Source organism: Promicromonospora sp. Marseille-Q5078 (genome assembly GCF_050315395.1).
Lineage (GTDB): Bacteria > Actinomycetota > Actinomycetes > Actinomycetales > Cellulomonadaceae > Isoptericola.
In genome coordinates, this window is record NZ_JBNPQG010000001.1 from 3,431,782 (window position 1) to 3,449,877 (window position 18,096).

Below are 18,096 nucleotides of genomic sequence, written 5' to 3' on the forward strand. Positions count from 1 at the left end.
GTGGCTGTCAGTGCTGGTGGTGCGCGAGCCCCGCGGGCTCGGGTGCGGGCACCCGCCCGGGCCGGGCCGGCGCCTCCGGCCCGAGGGCCGCGGCGACCCTCCCGGCGGCGTCCTGGACGTGCGGGAGCAGCTCGAGCTGCAGGGCCCGCACGTCGTCGCGGTAGTCCTCCTCGCGCGCGAGGACGTCGAGCGCCCGCTCGGCGAGCCGGTCGGCGAGCCGCGGGTCGGCGACGTCGATCCCCCACTCGGGACGGCCGACGTCGTCGAGGAAGTACCGCATCTTGGGGTGGGAGACGAGGCTCACCACGGGCGTGCCGAGGCCGAACGGGACCATCGTCGCGTGCCCGCGCATGCCGGCGACGAGCGACGCCCGCCGGTACAGCGCGAACGCCTCGGCGGGGGTCGCCAGGTGCAGCTCGTCGACGGGCAGGTCGAGGCCGTGCGCCTCGCGCAGGTCCTGGGCGAGGCGGACGTCGCCGCGCGTGTGCGCGACCAGGCGCACCTCGGCGCCCGCGGCCGCCGCGCGCCCGGCGAAGTCGTGGACCTGGGCGAGGAACGCCGGGTACCCGTCCTTGAAGCGGCGGGCGGACCGGTCGAACGCGGCGTTGACCAGGATCCGGCCGGTGCCGGTCTCGGCCGGCGGGAGGTCGGCGTGGAGGCGCTCGTAGACCGTCGTGGGGCAGGGCACGAAGCGGACCTTGTGCTGCAGGCCGGCGGGGAGCAGGTCGCGCACCCGGTCCATCGAGCCGTGGTTGCGCAGGCCCACGAGCTCCGCCCGCCCGGCCAGGGCCACCAGGGACTCCCGGAAGCGGGTGCCGTGGAACTCCTGTCCGTCGAACAGGTTGTAGCCCACCGCGAAGACGAACAGCGGCACGTCGAGCGCCTCCAGCGACGCGGCGGGCACGTTCCACTGCCAGCCGCTGTGCCCGTTCGGGGACGTGTCCGGCAGGAAGAGCCCGCCGCCGCCGACGACGAGCGCCCGCTGCGTGTTCGCGACCCGCACCCGCTCGGCGTCGAAGAGCTGGTGCGCATGGAACGGCACCCACTCCTGCGGCCCCGCGGCGGCCTCGACGGCCTCGCGGACGGCGAGCGGGAGCGCGACGTCGCCGAAGTTCTCCCCCTCCTCGACGTAGAACGCCACGTGGCCGATCCCCCCGGCGGGCGCCTCGGCCGCGGGCGGCGTGACCGGCTGCTCTCCGCGCCGCTGCAGGCCCCGCGCCACCCGGCGGGACGCGCCCGCGCGCAGGGCGGCGCGCGCCTCGCGGACGGTGCCCGCGTCGTCGTGCGTCACCCACGCCGCGCGTGCGGCGAGGACGTGCGCCTCGGCGACCACCCGCTCGTCGTCGGCGGTCGCGGCGAGCCGCAGCAGGGTGCGGGCCTCGTCGTACCGGCTGGTCGCGGTGAGGCTCGTCGCGAGCTGCAGCAGGGCGGGGCCGGTGAGCGCCTCGGGACGCGCCGGGAGCGCGGTGAGGGCGCGCAGCGCGCCGTCGTGGTCCGCGTCGGCGGCGAGCACCGCAGCCCGGTCCAGGACGTACGTCACCCCGGGGGCGTCGAGGGTCGACACGGCGAGGGCCTGCCCGGCGAACAGCAGGTCGAGCACCGGGTCCAGGCCGGCGGCGTCGCCGTCGGCGACCGCGGCCGCCAGGTAGCGGGCGGCCTCGGACTCGACGGCACCGGGCGCGACACCGGGCACGGCGCTCGGCGCCGCACCCGGCACGGCGTCCGACTCCGGCACGGCACCGGGCGTCCACCACGGCGCCGCGAGGACGTCGTCGCGCGCCGCGGCGGCGCGGGGCGTCGCGACCGGGCGGGCCGCGACGGCGGCCCGCAGGTCGAGGCGGCGCCGGGTGTCCCCGACCTGCTGCCGGGCGGTGGCGCGGCGGCGGCCGTCGGGGCCCTCGGCCGCGGCCGTCAGCCGGGCCTCCGCGGCGACGTCGTCGCCGTCCAGGAGGTGCAGCCGGCCGGCCAGCTCGTGCGCGGCGCGGCCCGGGTCGCGCGCGCCCAGCAGCCCGACGAGCGGCCGGGCGGCGTCCGCCCGGGACGCGTCGAGGTGGGCCCGGGCCAGGTCGTGCACCGCGGGCCGCAGCCCGGGGACCTGCGTCCAGTCGAGCCGGCCGAGGCGCAACCGCAGCCGGACCGGCGCGGGCCGGGTGCGGCGCAGCGCCCGGTCGGCCTCGTCGCCGGGCGCCGCGCGCAGCACCGCGAGGGCGTGCGCGTTGCCCCGCGCCACGTCGTCGGCCCGCCCGGCCCGGTCAGCCGACACGCGTCCCCCGCCGGCGCTCCGCGACGGCCGCACCGGCGGCGTCCCAGCGCTCGCGCTCGAGCACGTACCGCCCCGTGTCCCAGGGCTTCTGGTGCCCGGCCCAGTGGAGGATCTTGGGGTCGCGGACCGACTCCTGCGCGGGCCACATGTTCCACGCCGGGTCCAGCGGGCGGTACGTCGAGCCCGCGTAGCAGTTCAGCACCTCCTGGTCGTTCAGCCCGTAGTGCTCGACGAACGGCACGAACCGCCGGGTGAACGCGTCGGCGCGCATCCGCGCCAGGTCCAGCAGGAGGATGCCGGCGTTGAACGCCGCGAAGTCCCCCGGGTGCCGCCGGTACATGGTGCGGAACAGCTCGTTCGCCGCGCCGGGCGAGGCGCTGAGCCGCCGGCCGGACCGCAGCAGGTTGCCCAGCCCCGACCGCACGCCGTGCCCGACGGACGCGCGCGCGGCGAGCGGCGCCCCGTCCAGCTCCATGTCGTACAGGTCCGCGAGGTCGACCAGCGTCAGGGCGTCGATGTCGTGGTAGACCAGCCGGTCGACGTCGGGCAGCAGCTCGGGCAGCAGCAGCCGGTCCATGGTCGAGACCGTGATGTGCGACAGCATCCCGAGCACGGGGCCGTAGTCGATCGCGTCGCAGGCGATCCACTCGAACGTCACCTCGGGGAAGAGCGCGGCGAGCCGGTCGTGGTCGGCGGACGTGTGGTCGCGGGTGAGCGCGACCACGTGCAGCGGCCGCTCGGTGCCCGCGACCATCCCCTGCACCACGACCTCCATCTCGGCCTTGAGGTTGGCGTCGAGCGCGACCGCGGCGTGCACGGTCTCCCCCAGCCGGGACGCCGTGGCCGGCACGACGACGCGCGACCGGCGGGCGGTGGCGCACGCCGCGTCGACGTCGAAGGACAGCGGCAGCTCGGCGGCGGGGCGCTCGAACGCGGCCCGGGCGCGGGCCACCTCCGGCGCGCAGGCCTCGCGCCACGCGGCGTACACCTCGTCGGCGGGCGCGCCGGACAGCAGGAGCCCCACGCTCGGCGCGAGCAGGTCGCGGATGCGTGAGCGCATCGCCCGCAGGCCGTCCTCGTCGGCGTCGAGCAGGCCCGCGAACCGCACGTCCGCGCGGTTGCGCGGCGTGAACGTCACGGGGGCGCCGATCGACCACGACGGCAGGTAGCAGTGCAGGCGCGACGTGACGATGCCGCCGTACGACGTGCGGTAGTCCTCCAGCAGGCCGAGCGCCTCGCGCACGTTGGGCACGATCGGCGTCCACCGCACGTCCTCGCGGGCCTGGGTGATCGTCAGGTCGTCGGGCGACGGCGCGGCGGTGTCCACGTACACGGTGGGCGCGCCGGGCGGCGCGGTGGTGGTGCGCTCCGGGAAGACGGTGTCGATCGTCGTGGTGAGGCAGCCGGAGAAGAACGCGGGCACGCCCTTGTTGAGCAGCAGGAACACCGTGTTCCAGTCGCGGCAGCCGACCGGGCCGTGGGCCCGGAGGTACGCGACGGCCTCGGGGGTGAGCATCGACGGGCGGTTGACGTGGAACGAGACGAACAGCGGCTTCAGGTTCTCGTGGAACGGGAAGTCGTAGCGCAGCCCGAACGCGCTCTGCATGTACCAGCCGAAAGCGATCGCCCAGGTGTTCTCCGGGACGGCGTCGAGGCTGGAGGAGTCGCGGTTCACGACCGTCAGTTCGACGTCCGCGCCCGGGCCGTCCACGCGCAGCCCCGGGCGCACCCGCTCCCCCAGCTCCGTGACGACCTGCGCGAGGTCGGGGTCGCCGTGGAACGTCAGCCCCGCGTGCCGCACGAGGTGCCCGAGGCTGGCGATCGTCTGGACGTAGTCGCCGATGTTGGAGGACGTCGTGGCCTCGTCGGGCTGCTTGTAGTCGATGACGCCGAACGACACGCGGCCGGCCGGCACCGCGGCGGGCGCCGCGGGCTCCGCGCCTCGGAGGGCCCAGGCGCGCAGCAGCTCGGCGCGCCGTACCCCGACCTCGTCGAGCGTGCCGGTCGCGAGCGCGGCGTCGGCGGCGCGGACGGCCGCGGCGTGGGCGTCGGCCGCGAACAGCACCTCGGCCAGCTCCGCGAGGGTCGCGGCGTCGGTCGCGACGGCGTCCCCGGTCTCGGCGCCGTCGAGCCAGCGCTCCGCCCGCGCGACGGCCTCCGGGTCGCCCACGCGCACCCCGACGCGGACGTACTCCGCGGGGGCGAGCCGGGCGACCAGCTCGGCGGGCACCTCGGCGAACAGGTCCCACGCCAGGTCGAAGAGGTCCTGCCGCGTCGCGACCAGCGCGCCGCCGAGTGCGCCCGCCACCCGCGTCTCCGGCCGCGCGTACAGCGCGTGGCACAGCGCCCGCGCGTCGACGTGGCGGTCGCGCAGCAGCGGCCGGACGGCGTCGACCACGGCCTCCGGGACGTCGCGCCCCTCGCGCAGGCGCACGGCCAGGTTCGCCTCCCCGCGCGTCTCGGCGGCGAGCCGGTTCCAGCGCCGGTTCGGGGTGCCGGCGTGCAGCGGCATCTCGGCCTCGTCGACCCCGCGGACGGCCGCGACCAGGCGGCGGTAGGCCAGCCGGTACCGCTCGAGCTCCACGGTGGCGGCGGCCGCCGCCGCGGTGGCGGCGGCGAGCGCCGCGCCCTGCTCCTCGAGCGCGCCGGCCTGGGTCCGCGTGCGCTCCTCCAGCACGCGGCGGCGCGCGCGCTCCTGGTCCGGCGTGCCCGTCATCCGGTCCGCGGAGCGCGCGAGCCGGCGCAGCCCCCGGCCCGGGAGCCGCCGCAACGGCGAGGCCGCCGGCGCGGGCCGCGGCCACGGCGCAGGCGCCGGCGTCAGCCGTGCCACCGCCGCGCCCGTCGTCACCCGGTCCGCCTGGTTCACCTGTGTCACATGTGTCATCGGTGGTCGTCTCCCCTGCTCAGCGCGGCCGCACGAGGCGGCGTGCTCGGTTCGCGGCGCGCGACACCAGGGACCCGCGGGCGACGGAGTCCCGCACGGTCCGCAGCGTGGCGCGCACCTGGTCGATCTCCGCCCCCAGGGTGCGGATCTGGGCGTCCTTGGCCCCGAGCTCCTGGTCCTTGCTCTTCAGCCGTTCCTCGGCCCGCGCCTTCTCGACGGCGGCGTCATAGGTCCGGGCCGCGAGGCGGCGCTCCTTGGGCGTGAGCGCCGTGAACGACGGCGCGACGGCCTCGCCCGTGAGGCGCTCGTAGATGGTCGCGAGGTTGGTCAGCGTCGTGTCGTACATCCCGCGGCGCACGTCGGCGAGCTCGGCGCGCAGCTCGACCCGGCGCTCCGTGACGTCGTGCACGGTGCGGTACAGGTCGTCGGTGAACGTCTCCGCGCGGGGGTCGATCGCCCACTCGGCGTGCCCGAGGTCGCTCGCGAAGTAGCGCGTCTTGTGGTGCACGTACAGCGACAGCGGGACGGCGCCCATCCCGAACGGCACCATCTGGGCGTGGCCCCGGGTGCCGAGGATGACGGGCAGGTCGGCGAACGTCTCGACCCCGGAGAACAGCACGTCGCGGCTGCCCCACAGCACGTGCTCCGAGTCGACGAGGCCCCGCTCGCGGAGCACCTCGTGGAAGAGCATGTCGGCGCGGGCGTGCGGCACGCTCACCAGCCGCCACCCCTCGCCCTTCAGCCGGGCGAGCACGTCCGCCTGGTCGGCGTAGATCCGGTCCCGGTCGAAGCCCGCCGCGATCTGCCGCTTGCCGATGATCGACTCGACGGCGAGCACCCGGCCCTCACCGGCGCCGGCCGGGTGCTCGCGGTACAGGTCCGGGAACAGGTACGACGAGATCGTCGTGGGGCACGGCTGGTAGGTGACCCGCTCGGGGTCCCGGTCCACGTACTCGCGGATCGTGCGGACCGAGCCGTGGTTGCGCAGCCCGAAGAAGACGGACTTGTCGAGCGTGAGGTTGAGGTGCTCGCGGAACGGGTCCGCGAAGTCCTCCTGGTCGATGAAGCGGTTGTTGCCGACGGCGAAGACGACGATCGGCACCTCGAGGCGGCGCAGCTGCTCCAGGGAGATGTTCCACTGCCAGCCGGAGCGCGCGTTTGCGTTGGTGTCGCGCAGGAAGAGCCCGCCGCCGCCCACGACCACAGCGTCGAAGTGCTCGTTGATGTGGTCCACCAGCCGCGGCCCCACCGGGTCGCGCAGGGACCGGCTGCCCGCGACCTCGAAGGCGTCGCCCCCGGCGAACCCCTCGAACGTCTGGCGGACGGCCTCGAACAGCAGCGTGTCGCCGTAGTTCCCGTACGTCTTGATGTCGAAGTGGAACAGGCGCAGGCGGCGCCCCGGACGTGCGGCGCGGGGGGCGGCGTCGAGAGTCGGCACGGCGTGAGCGTAGGCAGCGGATGACCGCCGAAAGGCCGGAATCCGGCGAGATCACCGGCTGCTCATCGACTGTTCATCTGCGGGCCACGGAGTGCTCCGCGCGTGTTCTCCCAGCCACCGGGACGGGGTCGGTGGGATCGACGGCGCCCGGTCCGGGCTGCCGCGCGTCCTTGCCGTTCAGAGCGGTCGGGCGTCGCTCTCCAGCAGCACCGGGACGCCGTCGCGCACGGGGTACGCGAGGGGCCGTCCCGGGTCGGTCGAGCGCAGCTCGGGCTCGCCGTCGGGGCCGACGCCGTCGACCAGCTCCGCCCCGGTGACGGGGCAGCGCAGGATGCCCCGCACCCACGGGTCGATCCCCGGCGTACCGGGTCGCAGGTCGCTCACACCGTCGCTCATGCTTCCTCCGTCTGCCGCACGAGCGACAGGACGTCGTCGCGCACCTTGACCATGATGTCCTCGTCCGCGGCCTCGACGTTGAGCCGCAGCAGCGGCTCGGTGTTCGACGCGCGCAGGTTGAACCACCACTGCGGGTGGCCGTCCCAGTGGGCCACGGTGAGCCCGTCGAGCTGGTCCACGTCGGCCTGCGGGTAGGCGGCGTCGTACGCCTCGCGCACCCGCGCGGTCGCGGCGGCGGCGTCGGCCACCGTCGAGTTGATCTCCCCGGACGCCACGTACGGGGAGTACATCTCCCCGAGCACCGACAGCGCGTGCGGCTGCCCGCCCAGCGCGGCCAGCACGTGCAGCGCCGCCAGCATGCCCGTGTCGGCGAAGAAGAAGTCGCGGAAGTAGTAGTGCGCGCTGTGCTCGCCGCCGAACACCGCGTCGTGCTGCGCCATCTGCGCCTTGATGAACGAGTGGCCCACGCGCGTGCGGACCGTCGTCGCGCCGGCCGCCTGCAGCAGGTCGGGCACGGCGCGGGAGGTGATGAGGTTGTGGATCACCGTGGGCGTGCGGCCGGCCTCGAGCTCCTTGGCCACCTCGCGCAGCCCCACGAGGGCCGTGATCGCCGACGGGGAGACCGGGTCCCCGTGCTGGTCGACGACGAAGCAGCGGTCCGCGTCGCCGTCGAACGCGAGGCCGAGGTCCGCGTCGTGCTCCACGACGGCCGCCTGCAGGTCGCGCAGGTTGGCGGGCTCCAGCGGGTTGGCCTCGTGGTTCGGGAAGGTCCCGTCGAGCTCGAAGTACAGCGGCACGATGTCGAGCGGGAGGGCGGGCAGCCCCGCGCCGGTGCCGAGCACGGCCGGCACGGTGTGGCCGGCCATGCCGTTGCCGGCGTCCACGACGACCTTGAGCGGCCGGATGCCCGACAGGTCGACCAGGCCGCGCAGGAACGCGGCGTAGTCGGCGAGGGTGTCGACGTCGGTGGTTGAGCCTGTCGAAACCCGGGCCGCGGTCTCCACCTCGACCGACGACGGGTCGTCGAGGAGCCGCTGCGCGAGCTCGCGGACGTCGGCCAGGCCGGTGTCCTGCCCCACGGGCCGGGCGCCCGCGCGGCAGAGCTTGATGCCGTTGTAGACGGCGGGGTTGTGCGAGGCCGTGAACATCGCGCCCGGGGCGTCCAGCGCGCCCGACGCGTGGTAGAGCCCGTCCGTCGAGCACAGGCCGATCCGCACGACGTCGATCCCGGCGGCGGTGACGCCTGCGGTGAACGCGTCGACGAGCGCGGGGCCCGAGTCGCGCATGTCGTGCCCCACGACGACCCGGCCCGCGCCCTCCGGGGCGGCGACCACGCGGGCGAACGCGGCGCCGATCGCGCGGGCCACGTCCGGCGAGAGCTGGTCCGGCACGGTGCCGCGCACGTCGTACGCCTTGATGATGGTGGCCAGGTCGATCGTCACGTCCCACAGCGTACGTGCCCGCGCCCGACCCGCACCGTGCCGGGCGGGTGGTTCTGCCCCGCGCGAGGGTCCGCGCGGCCCCGCGTGTGGAAGGGTGGTCCTCGTGCCCGAGCTCTACCCGCTGGAGAACGCCGTCCAGCACTACGACTGGGGCTCGCCCACGCGGCTCCACGACCTGCTCGGCACCGCCCCCGACGGCGAGCCGGCGGCCGAGCTGTGGCTCGGCGCCCACCCCAGCGCCCCGTCGCGCGTGAGCGGCGACGGCTCGCTGCGGGAGCTCGTCCGCTCGGCTCCGGACGCGATGCTGGGCCGCCGCGTCGCCGACGAGTACGGCCCCCGGCTGCCCTATCTGCTCAAGGTGCTCGCCGCGGACCGGGCCCTGTCGCTCCAGGTGCACCCGAAGCCGCACGCCGCCCGCGCCGGGTTCAACCGGGAGAACCGGCTGGGCCTGCCCCCGGGCGATCCGGGTCGGTCGTTCCACGACGACCAGCACAAGCCGGAGATGGTGGTCGCGCTCACCGAGTTCGAGGGCCTGGCGGGGTTCCGCGCGCCGCGCGCCGTCCTGGACCTCCTCGACGGGCTCGACGGCGTGCTGGTGGGCGCCGTCCGCGACCTCCTGGCGGCGGACCGGTCGCCGCGCGGCGCGAAGGCCGCCTTCTCGCACCTCGTCGCCGCCCGGCGCGACCCCGGCACCCCGGCGGACGTCGCGACGACGGTCGCCGCGGTCGCCGCGCGCCTCGCCGCCGGGTCGCCGTCCTCCCGCGCCGACGCCACCGTGCTGCAGCTGGCGCGGCAGCACCCGGGCGACCCCGGCGCGCTCGCGTCGTTGCTGCTCAACCGCGTCACCCTCGACCCCGGCCAGGGGCTCTACCTCCCGGCCGGCGAGGTGCACGCCTACCTCTCCGGCCTCGGCGTGGAGATCATGGCGTCGTCGGACAACGTGCTGCGCGCCGGCCTCACGACCAAGCGGGTGGACGAGGCGGCGCTCGTGGAGTGCGCGTCCTTCGTGCCACGGCCCCCGCAGCCCCCGCGCACCCGGTCCGCCGGCGGGCGCGGGCAGGTGAGCACGTACCGCGTGCCGGTGCGCGAGTTCGCGCTCACGGTGGCCGACGTGGACCCGGACGAGGACGTTGACCTGCCCGCGGAGGGGCCGCGCATCGTGCTGTGCCTCTCCGGCGACCTGAAGCTCGCGGCCGAGGGCTGCGCGGCGCCGGCGACGCTGCGCCGGGGAGGGTCCGTCTTCGTGCCGCACGACGCCGGGGCGCTGCGGCTGTCCGGCTCCGGCCACGCCGTGTGCGCCTGGGTGCCCTGAGCCCTCCCGCGGCGGGGTCGGTCAGTCGGCCTCGCGCAGCACGCGCAGGTGGCCGCGGCGCGCGGTCTCGGTGACGGACGACGGCTCGCCCGCCGGCTCCTGCCGCACCCGCCCGGCCTCACGCACGGCCTCGGCCAGCGCGGACAGGTCGTCGGGCGACGGCGCCGGCTCCTCGAAGGCCGGGGTGAGCCGCACGACCTCCCACCCGCGGGGCGCGGTCAGCCGTTCGGCGTGCTCCGCGCACAGGTCGTAGCTGTGGGGCTCGGCGTGCTGCGCGAGCGGACCCAGCACGGCCGTGGAGTCCGCGTACACGTACGTGAGCGTCGCCACGGCGGCGCGCGAGCACGCCGTGCGCGAGCACTGCCTCACCGATCTCACGCCGGGCACACTACGCCGCACCCCGGCCCCCGTGCGCAGGGCTCGCCGGGCGGCGACGGTCGTGATCGCGTCGTGACCTCGGCATAGGCTCGACGGGTGCACCACCTCGCCAGCCCCGCACCCGACCCCGAGCCCGGTACTGCCTCCAAGGCTGGGAGCGACGCTCCGGCCCGCCGCCGCGACCGTCGCGGGCGGGGCGTGCGCGGCCCGCTCCTGCCGCCGGGGATGCCCGCTCACCGCACCCGGGCCGAGCAGTTCGACGACCTCGTGCTCGACGTCGTCGAGGCCCTGCAGCGCCGGTGGGGCCCGCAGCTGACCGGCACCGAGTTCGCCGTCGAGGACGTGCCGCCGTCCGAGCCCGCGCCGTGGGAGACCGAGGGCGTGCCGCTCGGGCGCTGCTTCCCGGCGGAGTCCGGGCGCGCGGCCCGCGTCGTCGTGTACCGCCGTCCCGTCGAGTTCCGCGCCCTCGACGACACGGACCGGGCCGACCTCGTGCGCGAGGTCGTCGTCGAGCAGGTGGCGCACCTGCTCGGGCGCGCCCCGGAGGAGATCGACCCCGGCTACGACGCCTGACCCGCCGCGGGGTCCGGTCGCGTCAGCCCGCCGCGTCCACCGCGCGCACGTCGACGGCACCCGGGGTCGTGACGGCCGCCGTCGGCGCGACCGCCGCCACGAGCGTGCCCGTCGCCGCCGTCCCGTCGTCGGCGCGCAGCACCGCGGCCCACGTGACGGCGAGGCCGTCGGCGCCCTCGGGCTCCGCCCGCTCGACGCTCACCCCCGCGGGCACGGTGCCCTCGTCGGCGACCGAGCCCAGCGAGAGCGCCTGCGTCGTCCCGGCGGCGAGCTCGGCCTCGTGGCTGCCGATCTCGGCGCCCGACGCGTCGTAGGCCCGCACCGTCACGGCCACGGTGCCCTCGGGGTCCGTGTCGGGGTCCCGGTCCGCGGGCGCGGCGGCCAGCGTGATCCCGGTCCGGACGCCGCCCGGCACCCCGACCTGGCCCGCCGGCCCGGCGCTGCCCGACGCGGTCACCGGCTGGCCGGCCGACCACGCCACGTCGTACGGCGTGCCGCCGACCACGGAGTCCTCGGGCTGCTCGCCCGGCTGGTCCGACCGCGCCGCGCCGACGACCGGCACGTCCGCGTCGACGACCACCGTGTACGCGCCCGCCGGCAGCCCGCCCAGCGGGACGTCCGTCACGACGCCCGCCTCCAGCTCCACCTCGTCGGCGCCGCGCAGCACGACCGGCCCCGACGGCCCGTACACGGTGACCCGCGCCGTCCCGCCGGCGTCGCCGGGCGCAAGCAGCCGCAGCCGCGGCGCGTGCGGGTCGTCCACGGCCTCGCCGCGGCTCAGCACCGCGCCCACCGCGAGGGACTCGCGCGGCGTCGCGCCCGCGGTCAGCACGTCCACCCCGGCCGGCAGCAGCCCGTCGATGGCCTGCGTCTGCAGCGTCGCGTTGACCCGCGCCCCGGACGCGCGCACGTTCACCGCGAGCCGCTCCTGCTCGGGGGCCACCGACTCGAGCCGGGTCGTGACCTGCTCGTGCGGCGCGACGGTGAAGGTGCCGCTGCCGCCGAGCGCCACCAGGCCGTTCGGCCCATACGCGTCGAGGGCCACCGTCGCGGGGCGCTCGGACGGGTTCTGCACCGTGAGCGTCGCGGTCTCGCCCACCTGGGTGCTGCCGCCCACCAGCCACTGCGACGTGGACGGGGCGGTGCAGGCGCCCGCCCCGAGACCGCGCAGGTCGCCCGCCGTCGTGACGGAGCCCGTCGCGCCCGCGGCGCGGAACGCCTCGTCGGCCACCGGCGTGGCCCGCAGCACGCGCGTGCCGCTCACCGCGCCCTGCTGCGCCGCCGCGGCGTCGCCCGTGTCGAACGGCGCCTCGTCCTTCCCGTCGAGGCCGGTCGTGCGCGCGCCGTCCTCCGCGCCGCCCAGCACCAGGGCGCCCAGGTCGCTCGTGGTCGGCACGGGGGTGGCGTCGAACTGCGCGTCGCCGACGTCGGCGCCCTCCGGGAGTGCGACCGGGGTGGGGCAGACCAGCGTCGCGTCGGCCGGCTGCACGCCGACCGTCCGCGTCCCGGCCGCGACGGCGCGCTGCTCCGCGCCCGTCCACGACTGCGCCCACTGGTCGCCGAGCACGGCCACGGCGGCGAGCGCCGCGACGGCCGCCACCCCCGTGACCGCGGCCGCCGTCGCGCGCACGCCGCGCCGCACCCGGGTGTCCCGCACGTCCTTGCCCGTCCCTCCGGTCGGCGTCCTCGTCATCGTCCCCGCCGCCGTCCGACGGGCAGCGCGAGCAGCGTGTGCACCAGCAGCACGACGCCCGCCAGCACCAGCCAGGCGGTGCGGTGGGGCGTCTCGAACGCCACGCGCACGTGGCCCGCCTCCGGCCCGACGGCGAACGCCTGCGTGCCGCCCGCGTCGACGGCGGGCAGCCGCCGCCCGTCGAGGGTGGCGTGCCAGCCGGTGTCCGCGGTCTCGGCCAGGCGCAGCGTGCGGCCCTCGCGACCCTCCGTGAACCGGCCGCTCGCGCCGGTGCCGTCCGACGGCAGGGTCCGCACGGAGTCGCCCGGCGCGTAGAACGGGCTCGGCGTCCCGTCGCCGGCCTCGCCGGTGCCCCGCAGCACGGTGGCCCAGCCGGGCGCGGGCCCGTCGGTCGTGACGCGCCAGACCAGGGCGCCCTCCTCGGTGACGCGGGCGAGCCCGGGCACGAGGTCGAGCGTGGTGGCGAGCTCGGCGTCGCCGCCCGCCGGGACCTGCACGGCCCCGATCCCGAGCGCCGCGAGCCGGTCGGTCACGTCGGTGGACCGGCCGGTGGCCACCTCGGCCACGACCTGGTCGAGCAGCGCCGTGTCCGTGCGCTCCGGCCCCGCGAGGAGGCCGGCCGCCCGCGCCCGCACCACCGTGGACGAGTCCTCCAGCCGGGTCCCGTCGGCGTGCAGCAGCGCGTAGTCGACCACCTCGGCGGACGTCCCGGCCTCGTCGTCGCCCTCGCCGCCGGGCCGGACCCGGTCGATCTGCAGCACGCGCGCGGAGCGCGGCGGCGCCTGCATCTGGGTGCCCACGGCGGGCACCACCGGGTTCTCCGCCGCGCGGAGCTCGCCGACCGCGCCCCCGCCGGTGGAACCCAGCACCCAGGACCCGAGCTGCGCGGCCGGCAGCGCGACCGCCACGACGCCGAGGGCCACGACCCCCGCCGTCGCCAGACGCTGCAGCACGCCGCGCTCCTCGCGGTCCGCGGGCGACACCGGAACGGGCGTGTGCCGCCGCCCGGTCGAGGGCAGCGCGCAGATCGCCGCCGCGCCGAGGGCGAGCAGCAGCACCGAGAGCCCGACGCCGGGCCACCCCGTCACGCTCGCGACCGTCCCGTCCGCGGTGGTGCCGCTCGCCACGGCCGTCGCGACGGCCAGCACGGACGTCGTGAGGCCTGCCGCCGCCGCGAGCCAGGCCAGGCGCACCCCGCGCACGGCGCGCCGACGCACCAGCGCCACCGCCGCGAGCACGAGGACGGCGCCGCCCAGCAGCGCCGGTCCGACCACGGCGACCCGCCCGAGCACGCCGTCGTCCCCGAGCCACGACCCGAACCACGCGGTGTCCCCGGGCAGGCCGAGCAGCAGCTCGACGGCCGTGGGCGCGCCCTGCGCGACCAGCGGCGCGCCGGGCTCGGCCACGAGCAGCCGCCAACCGCCGTCCGACCAGGTGCCCAGCACCTCGCCCCAGAACGGCAGCGGCACCACCAGGGCGGGCAGCAGCACGAGCAGCAGCGACCGCCACGACCGCCGCACCACGAGGGCGGCGACCCCGATCAGCACCACGGCCACCGGCAGCAGCACGGGGGCCGCGCACACGGCGACGGCGAGCAGCAGGCCGGCCGCGCCCGCGGCGCCGAGCGACCCCCGCCGGCGCACCGGGGTGTGCACGACGTCGCGCGCGTGCGCCCCGACCGTGCGCAGCACCGCGACGAGCAGCCAGGGCAGCGTGAGGTGCACGACGAGCGCGCCGAGCCGCCCCGACCCGAGCGACGCGAGGAACCCGGGTGCCGCCGCCCACGCCAGCGCGGCGACGGCGCGCACCACGACCGACCGGGTGAGGCTGCCCGCGGCGAACCAGCCGCCGAGCGCCGCGAGCGGCAGCGCGGCCACGACCAGCGCGTTCATCGCCGTCTGCAGGCCGCCGCCCGCCAGCGCGGCGAACGCCGTCAGCGGCAGCAGCAGGGGGTCGGCCGCGGCCCGGACGCCGAGCCCGTCCCGCACCCACCCGGACGTGGCCGCCTCCCAGACGTCGCCGACCGTGCCGGGCGCGGGCAGCAGGCCGCCGCCCACGACGCGCCCGCCGTCGACCAGCACCCCCTGCCACGGCCCGAAGAGCGCGACGTCGAGGGCCACCACCGCCACCATGACGACCGCGAGCACGATGCGCCGGGTGCGCGCGAGCCGCCGCAGGTCGGCGCGCTCGAGCTCGCTCGGCGCCCACCGGGCGCGCTGGGCCTCGGCCCGCGCGAGGCGGACGTCGCGGCGCTCGCCCAGCACCTGGCGCCACGTGCCGCGCAGCGGGGCGAGCACCCGCCGCGGCAACCGCCGGGAGCGCGCGGCCCGCCGCCGCGCCCGGTACAGCGGCACCACCCGCAGCGCCGTGACCACCGCGACGAGGAGCTCGTCGCGGGCGTGCGCCGGACGCTTGAGCGCCAGCCGGTACATGGCAGCGAACGGCGCCCACAGCAGGGTCGCGAGCCAGACGAACGGCAGCAGGGGCAGGGGCGCCTCGACGAGCCGCAGGTACAGCTGGCTGCGACGCCGGCCGTAGCGCGAGGCCTCGACGTCGGGGGTGGCGTTCGGCCGGCCGCGCAGCCCGAGCAGCGACGCCTGCGCGTGCCGCACCACCGCGTCGGGCACCACGACCACGCGGTGCCCCGCGAGCCGCGCCCGGCGGCAGAGGTCCAGGCCGTCGCCGAACGGGCCGAGCTCCGGGTCGGTGCCGCCCAGCTCCGCCCAGACGTGCGCCCGCACCAGCGCGCCGGCCAGCCCGACGGCGAGCACGTCCTCGCGGGCGTCGTGCTGACCCTGGTCGATCTCGGTGTCGTCGATGCCCGTCATGCGCCGACCGAGCGGGGAGACGGTGCTGCCCACCTCGACCAGCATGCTCGCCTCGGCGGCGGGGGTGCCGTCCGCGGCGACCGGCCAGCGGCGCTGCTTGCACCCGGCGACGGCGACCGCGCTGGAGTGCTCGACCGCGCGCAGCAGACGGCTCAGCGCGTCCGGCTCGGGGGCGGAGTCGTCGTGCAGGATCCACAGCCAGCCGGTCTCGGGGACGCCCACCGCCTCGTTCGCGCGGTCCACGGCTTCGCCGAGGCTGCGGACCCCCGACGCCGCCACGAAGCGTGCGCCGCCGAGCCGGAGGTCAGGGTGCCGGGCGGTCGACTCCGCGGCGCCCACGTCGACGACGACGACGTCGTCCGCGGCGCGCTCCTGACGCGCGAGGGCGTCCAGCGTGGCGTCGAGGAAGGGGGTGCGTCCGCGCGTGACGACCACGGCCGTCACGGTGACCGTCAGGGGGACGGCACCGGTGCCGTCGAGCTGATGGTCGCCGGAGGGCGCAGGCGCGACGGTGGTGGTCGCGCCCGGGGGTGCGACCTCACCGCCGGGGCGGGCTGGGGTCGGGTGCGGAGCAGTCATCCTGCCCGCCATGATGCGACGGGCCCCGATCCCGTCGTGGGATATCCGACCCGTGCGTGTCGGGCCGGACATCCCCTCCGGTCAGTGCCGGCTCAGACGGCGCGGCGCTTCAGCTTGCGACGCTCACGCTCGGAGAGCCCGCCCCAGATGCCGAACCGCTCGTCGTTCGCGAGCGCATAGTCCAGGCACTCTGCCCGGACCTCACAGGACGTGCAGACCTTCTTGGCCTCGCGAGTGGACCCGCCCTTCTCGGGAAAGAAGGCCTCCGGGTCGGTCTGGGCGCACAGGGCTCGTTCCTGCCACCCCAGGAGAGTCTCGTCATCGATCGCATCGTCACCGAACAACGGCAGCACCGGCGCAACGCGCTCGGGCTCACGACCGACGTCTGACGGGAAGACCCCCCGGTCCCCATCGAGCAAGTTCCACATGGCGTGCCCCTCCATGCCGTTCTAGGGAAACTGCATACCTGGAATTACACGCGTGTCCTTCGAAAGCGTCAAGTCGAAATGTGCTAGTGATAGCGATCTCCACTGCCCATTCACATGCGCCCCGACCGGGCGCGGCCGCGGACCCTCGTAGGCTGACCTGCGTGAACCCGTCCCCCGCCGCCCGCCCGTCGACGATCTCGCAGATTCTCGATCGGTTGATATCCGATCCGGGCCGCCCCCGGCTCACCTGGTACGGCGACGGCGGCGAACGCGTCGAGCTCTCCGGCGCCGTGCTGCAGAACTGGGTGAGCAAGACGGTCAACCTGCTCGTGGAGGAGTTCGACGCCGCCCCGGGGACGGTCGTGACGCTCGACCTGCCCGCGCACTGGCGGAGCGTGCTGTGGGCGCTCGCCGCGTGGCGCAGCGGCGCCACCGTGCAGCTCGCGCCCGAGACCCCCGCCGCGGGCGGCGACGTCGTCGTGACGTCCCGCCCCGGCGCGTGGGGCGACGTCCTCGCCGGCGCGGGCGCGGCCGACCTCGTGGCCGTGGCCCTCCCGGCCCTCGCCCGGTCGTTCGACGGCGACCTGCCGGCCGGCGCGGTCGACGCGGCGGCGGCCGTCATGACGTACGGCGACGTCATCGGCTGGGTGCCCGGCACCGACGCGGACGCGGTCGCGCTCGAGGCGCCCGGCGCGGAGCCCGTGCGCCACGCCGACCTGGTCCCGACGCCCGCGCCGACGGCCGAGCGCGTGCTCGTCGACGGCGCGCGACCGCTCGGCGACGTGCTGCGCGAGCTGCTCGCGACCTGGGCCGCCGACGGCTCCGTGGTGCTCGCGTCCGCCGCCACCGCCGCCGAGCTCGCCGCGGACCCGGCCCGGCTCGCACGCCTGCGCGAGACCGAGCGCATCACCGCCTGATCTCCCCCGGCGCGCCTCAGGAGCGCTGCACGGAGTTCACCCGGCCCGAAAGGGCTGCGTGGTCCAGAATGAACTGCCATGCGCGGCATCATCCTGGCCGGTGGCAGCGGAACCCGCCTGCACCCCATCACGCTCGGCGTGAGCAAGCAGCTCGTGCCCGTCTACGACAAGCCGATGATCTACTACCCGCTGTCCACGCTGATCCTCGCGGGCATCCGGGACATCCTGGTGATCACCACCCCGCACGACGCCGACCAGTTCCACCGTCTGCTGGGCGACGGCTCCCAGTTCGGCGTGTCGATCGAGTACGCGGTGCAGGCGGAGCCGAACGGCCTGGCCCAGGCGTTCGTGCTCGGCGCGGACTTCATCGGCGCGGACGAGGCAGCCCTCGTGCTCGGCGACAACATCTTCTACGGCCCCGGACTCGGGCGGCAGCTCACCCGCTTCCACGACCTCACCGGCGGCGCCGTCTTCGCCTACCGGGTCGCGGACCCCACCGCGTACGGCGTCGTCGAGTTCGACGAGGACGGCCGCGCCCTGTCGTTGGAGGAGAAGCCCCGCGAGCCGCGGTCCAGCTACGCCGTGCCCGGCCTGTACTTCTACGACAACGACGTGGTCGAGATCGCGAAGGGCCTCCGGCCGTCCGCCCGCGGCGAGTACGAGATCACCGACGTCAACCGCGAGTACCTGAGCCGCGGCACCCTGCAGGTCGAGGTGCTCCCCCGCGGCACGGCCTGGCTCGACACGGGCACCTTCGACTCCCTGCTCGAGGCGTCGGACTACGTCCGCACGATCGAGCGGCGGCAGGGCCTCAAGATCGGGTCGCCCGAGGAGGTCGCCTGGCGCCGGGGCTTCCTGTCCGACGACGAGCTGCGCGTCCGTGCCGAGAAGCTGGTCAAGTCCGGCTACGGCGCCTACCTGCTCGGGCTGCTCGACACCTGACTCCGACCGATGGTCGAGCCGGT

The 18,096-nt window shown here is 76.6% G+C and carries 13 protein-coding genes; 4 read left to right on the top strand and 9 right to left on the bottom strand.

Features of this window, described 5'->3' with window-relative positions; genetic code table 11:
- Positions 1-7: 7 nt before the first annotated feature.
- From ACQFYA_RS15850 to ACQFYA_RS15870, 5 genes are all read right to left on the bottom strand, one after another.
- A complete protein-coding gene (locus tag ACQFYA_RS15850; RefSeq protein ID WP_499125738.1) occupies positions 8-2,263 on the bottom strand; it encodes a polysaccharide pyruvyl transferase family protein in 2,256 nt (751 codons plus the stop codon).
- Positions 2,253-5,147, bottom strand: a complete 2,895-nt coding sequence (locus ACQFYA_RS15855) for a glycosyltransferase family 8 protein (protein WP_499125740.1) — start codon at positions 5,145-5,147, stop codon at positions 2,253-2,255. The genes ACQFYA_RS15850 and ACQFYA_RS15855 overlap by 11 nt, the downstream gene beginning before the upstream one ends.
- 19 nt (positions 5,148-5,166) lie before the next feature.
- Positions 5,167-6,585 (bottom strand): polysaccharide pyruvyl transferase family protein, encoded by a 1,419-nt coding sequence (locus ACQFYA_RS15860; protein ID WP_499125742.1) that lies wholly within the window; start codon positions 6,583-6,585, stop codon positions 5,167-5,169.
- A gap of 177 nt (positions 6,586-6,762) precedes the next feature.
- Positions 6,763-6,981, bottom strand: a complete 219-nt coding sequence (locus ACQFYA_RS15865) for a Trm112 family protein (protein ID WP_499125745.1) — start codon at positions 6,979-6,981, stop codon at positions 6,763-6,765.
- Positions 6,978-8,423 carry a phosphomannomutase/phosphoglucomutase gene (locus tag ACQFYA_RS15870; RefSeq protein WP_499125747.1) on the bottom strand — a complete coding sequence of 482 codons (1,446 nt, stop codon included), beginning with the start codon at positions 8,421-8,423 and terminating at the stop codon, positions 6,978-6,980. The genes ACQFYA_RS15865 and ACQFYA_RS15870 overlap by 4 nt, the downstream gene beginning before the upstream one ends.
- 103 nt (positions 8,424-8,526) lie before the next feature.
- On the opposite strand from ACQFYA_RS15870, the gene manA reads away from it, so the two are divergent.
- Positions 8,527-9,735 carry a mannose-6-phosphate isomerase, class I gene (gene manA, locus ACQFYA_RS15875; protein WP_499125749.1) on the top strand — a complete coding sequence of 403 codons (1,209 nt, stop codon included), beginning with the start codon at positions 8,527-8,529 and terminating at the stop codon, positions 9,733-9,735.
- Between the two features lie 21 nt (positions 9,736-9,756).
- Here the strand turns inward: manA and ACQFYA_RS15880 are convergent, their stop codons facing one another.
- A complete protein-coding gene (locus ACQFYA_RS15880; protein WP_499125751.1) occupies positions 9,757-10,113 on the bottom strand; it encodes a DUF3499 domain-containing protein in 357 nt (118 codons plus the stop codon).
- Between the two features lie 96 nt (positions 10,114-10,209).
- Here ACQFYA_RS15880 and ACQFYA_RS15885 point away from each other — a divergent pair, with 96 nt between their 5' ends.
- Positions 10,210-10,686 (top strand): metallopeptidase family protein, encoded by a 477-nt coding sequence (locus ACQFYA_RS15885; RefSeq protein ID WP_499125753.1) that lies wholly within the window; start codon positions 10,210-10,212, stop codon positions 10,684-10,686.
- Between the two features lie 22 nt (positions 10,687-10,708).
- Here ACQFYA_RS15885 and ACQFYA_RS15890 read toward each other — a convergent pair whose 3' ends face one another.
- The 3 genes from ACQFYA_RS15890 to ACQFYA_RS15900 form a co-directional block, all read right to left on the bottom strand.
- A complete protein-coding gene (locus tag ACQFYA_RS15890; RefSeq protein WP_499125754.1) occupies positions 10,709-12,379 on the bottom strand; it encodes a DUF5719 family protein in 1,671 nt (556 codons plus the stop codon).
- Complete coding sequence (locus tag ACQFYA_RS15895; protein WP_499125756.1) at positions 12,376-15,786, bottom strand: glycosyltransferase; 3,411 nt, start codon at positions 15,784-15,786, stop codon at positions 12,376-12,378. The genes ACQFYA_RS15890 and ACQFYA_RS15895 overlap by 4 nt, the downstream gene beginning before the upstream one ends.
- 92 nt (positions 15,787-15,878) lie before the next feature.
- Entirely contained in the window at positions 15,879-16,214 is a 336-nt protein-coding gene (locus ACQFYA_RS15900; RefSeq protein ID WP_499125758.1) for a WhiB family transcriptional regulator, read from the bottom strand.
- A gap of 161 nt (positions 16,215-16,375) precedes the next feature.
- Between ACQFYA_RS15900 and ACQFYA_RS15905 the strand changes: the two genes are divergently transcribed.
- The gene (locus ACQFYA_RS15905; RefSeq protein ID WP_499125760.1) at positions 16,376-17,131 is read left to right on the top strand and encodes a TIGR03089 family protein; all 756 of its coding nucleotides are present in this window, start codon (positions 16,376-16,378) and stop codon (positions 17,129-17,131) included.
- Positions 17,132-17,209: 78 nt separating this feature from the next.
- On the top strand, positions 17,210-18,073 hold the full coding sequence (gene rfbA, locus ACQFYA_RS15910; protein ID WP_499125761.1) for a glucose-1-phosphate thymidylyltransferase RfbA: 864 nt from the start codon (positions 17,210-17,212) through the stop codon (positions 18,071-18,073).
- The last annotated feature ends 23 nt before the right edge of the window (positions 18,074-18,096 follow it).